The organism is Pseudomonas sp. PB101 (assembly GCF_009764265.1).
Taxonomy (GTDB): Bacteria; Pseudomonadota; Gammaproteobacteria; order Pseudomonadales; family Pseudomonadaceae; genus Aquipseudomonas.
Window position 1 is genome coordinate 1 of sequence record NZ_RWIR01000091.1, and the last position, 3,075, is coordinate 3,075.

Below are 3,075 nucleotides of genomic sequence, written 5' to 3' on the forward strand. Positions count from 1 at the left end.
CGTTCTTTAAAAATTTGGGTATGTGATAGAAAGATAGACTGAACGTTACTTTCACTGGTAACGGATCAGGCTAAGGTAAAATTTGTGAGTGACTCTTAAGAGTTTTGCGAATTTTCGGCGAATGTCGTCTTCATAGTATAACCAGATTGCTTGGGGTTATATGGTCAAGTGAAGAAGCGCATACGGTGGATGCCTTGGCAGTCAGAGGCGATGAAAGACGTGGTAGCCTGCGAAAAGCTTCGGGGAGTCGGCAAACAGACTTTGATCCGGAGATGTCTGAATGGGGGAACCCAGCCATCATAAGATGGTTATCTTGTACTGAATACATAGGTGCAAGAGGCGAACCAGGGGAACTGAAACATCTAAGTACCCTGAGGAAAAGAAATCAACCGAGATTCCCTTAGTAGTGGCGAGCGAACGGGGACTAGCCCTTAAGTGGCTTTGAGATTAGCGGAACGCTCTGGAAAGTGCGGCCATAGTGGGTGATAGCCCTGTACGCGAAAATCTCTTAGTCATGAAATCGAGTAGGACGGAGCACGAGAAACTTTGTCTGAATATGGGGGGACCATCCTCCAAGGCTAAATACTACTGACTGACCGATAGTGAACTAGTACCGTGAGGGAAAGGCGAAAAGAACCCCGGAGAGGGGAGTGAAATAGATCCTGAAACCGTATGCGTACAAGCAGTGGGAGCCCACTTTGTTGGGTGACTGCGTACCTTTTGTATAATGGGTCAGCGACTTATTTTCAGTGGCGAGCTTAACCGAATAGGGGAGGCGTAGCGAAAGCGAGTCTTAATAGGGCGTCTAGTCGCTGGGAATAGACCCGAAACCGGGCGATCTATCCATGGGCAGGTTGAAGGTTGGGTAACACTAACTGGAGGACCGAACCGACTACCGTTGAAAAGTTAGCGGATGACCTGTGGATCGGAGTGAAAGGCTAATCAAGCTCGGAGATAGCTGGTTCTCCTCGAAAGCTATTTAGGTAGCGCCTCATGTATCACTGTAGGGGGTAGAGCACTGTTTCGGCTAGGGGGTCATCCCGACTTACCAAACCGATGCAAACTCCGAATACCTACAAGTGCCGAGCATGGGAGACACACGGCGGGTGCTAACGTCCGTCGTGAAAAGGGAAACAACCCAGACCGTCAGCTAAGGTCCCAAAGTTATGGTTAAGTGGGAAACGATGTGGGAAGGCTTAGACAGCTAGGAGGTTGGCTTAGAAGCAGCCACCCTTTAAAGAAAGCGTAATAGCTCACTAGTCGAGTCGGCCTGCGCGGAAGATGTAACGGGGCTCAAACCATACACCGAAGCTACGGGTATCACCTTCGGGTGATGCGGTAGAGGAGCGTTCTGTAAGCCTGTGAAGGTGAGTTGAGAAGCTTGCTGGAGGTATCAGAAGTGCGAATGCTGACATGAGTAACGACAATGGGTGTGAAAAACACCCACGCCGAAAGACCAAGGTTTCCTGCGCAACGTTAATCGACGCAGGGTTAGTCGGTCCCTAAGGCGAGGCTGAAAAGCGTAGTCGATGGAAAACAGGTTAATATTCCTGTACTTCTGGTTATTGCGATGGAGGGACGGAGAAGGCTAGGCCAGCTTGGCGTTGGTTGTCCAAGTTTAAGGTGGTAGGCTGGAATCTTAGGTAAATCCGGGATTCTAAGGCCGAGAGCTGATGACGAGTGTTCTTTTAGAACACGAAGTGGTTGATGCCATGCTTCCAAGAAAAGCTTCTAAGCTTCAGGTAACCAGGAACCGTACCCCAAACCGACACAGGTGGTTGGGTAGAGAATACCAAGGCGCTTGAGAGAACTCGGGTGAAGGAACTAGGCAAAATGGCACCGTAACTTCGGGAGAAGGTGCGCCGGTGAGGGTGAAGGACTTGCTCCGTAAGCCCACGCCGGTCGAAGATACCAGGCCGCTGCGACTGTTTATTAAAAACACAGCACTCTGCAAACACGAAAGTGGACGTATAGGGTGTGACGCCTGCCCGGTGCCGGAAGGTTAATTGATGGGGTTAGCTAACGCGAAGCTCTTGATCGAAGCCCCGGTAAACGGCGGCCGTAACTATAACGGTCCTAAGGTAGCGAAATTCCTTGTCGGGTAAGTTCCGACCTGCACGAATGGCGTAACGATGGCGGCGCTGTCTCCACCCGAGACTCAGTGAAATTGAAATCGCTGTGAAGATGCAGTGTATCCGCGGCTAGACGGAAAGACCCCGTGAACCTTTACTATAGCTTTGCACTGGACTTTGAATTTGCTTGTGTAGGATAGGTGGGAGGCTTTGAAGCGTGGACGCCAGTTCGCGTGGAGCCAACCTTGAAATACCACCCTGGCAACTTTGAGGTTCTAACTCAGGTCCGTTATCCGGATCGAGGACAGTGTATGGTGGGTAGTTTGACTGGGGCGGTCTCCTCCTAAAGAGTAACGGAGGAGTACGAAGGTGCGCTCAGACCGGTCGGAAATCGGTCGTAGAGTATAAAGGCAAAAGCGCGCTTGACTGCGAGACAGACACGTCGAGCAGGTACGAAAGTAGGTCTTAGTGATCCGGTGGTTCTGTATGGAAGGGCCATCGCTCAACGGATAAAAGGTACTCCGGGGATAACAGGCTGATACCGCCCAAGAGTTCATATCGACGGCGGTGTTTGGCACCTCGATGTCGGCTCATCACATCCTGGGGCTGAAGCCGGTCCCAAGGGTATGGCTGTTCGCCATTTAAAGTGGTACGCGAGCTGGGTTTAGAACGTCGTGAGACAGTTCGGTCCCTATCTGCCGTGGACGTTTGAGATTTGAGAGGGGCTGCTCCTAGTACGAGAGGACCGGAGTGGACGAACCTCTGGTGTTCCGGTTGTCACGCCAGTGGCATTGCCGGGTAGCTATGTTCGGAATAGATAACCGCTGAAAGCATCTAAGCGGGAAACTAGCCTCAAGATGAGATCTCACTGGGACCTTGAGTCCCCTGAAGGGCCGTCGAAGACTACGACGTTGATAGGTTGGGTGTGTAAGCGCTGTGAGGCGTTGAGCTAACCAATACTAATTGCCCGTGAGGCTTGACCATATAACACCCAAGCAATTTG

Annotated in this window: 1 rRNA gene; it reads left to right on the plus strand. The window is 51.3% G+C overall.

The window, feature by feature from the left end:
- The first annotated feature begins 162 nt into the window (after positions 1-162).
- A 23S ribosomal RNA gene (locus EI969_RS27495) occupies positions 163-3,056 on the plus strand.
- Positions 3,057-3,075 lie beyond the last annotated feature (19 nt).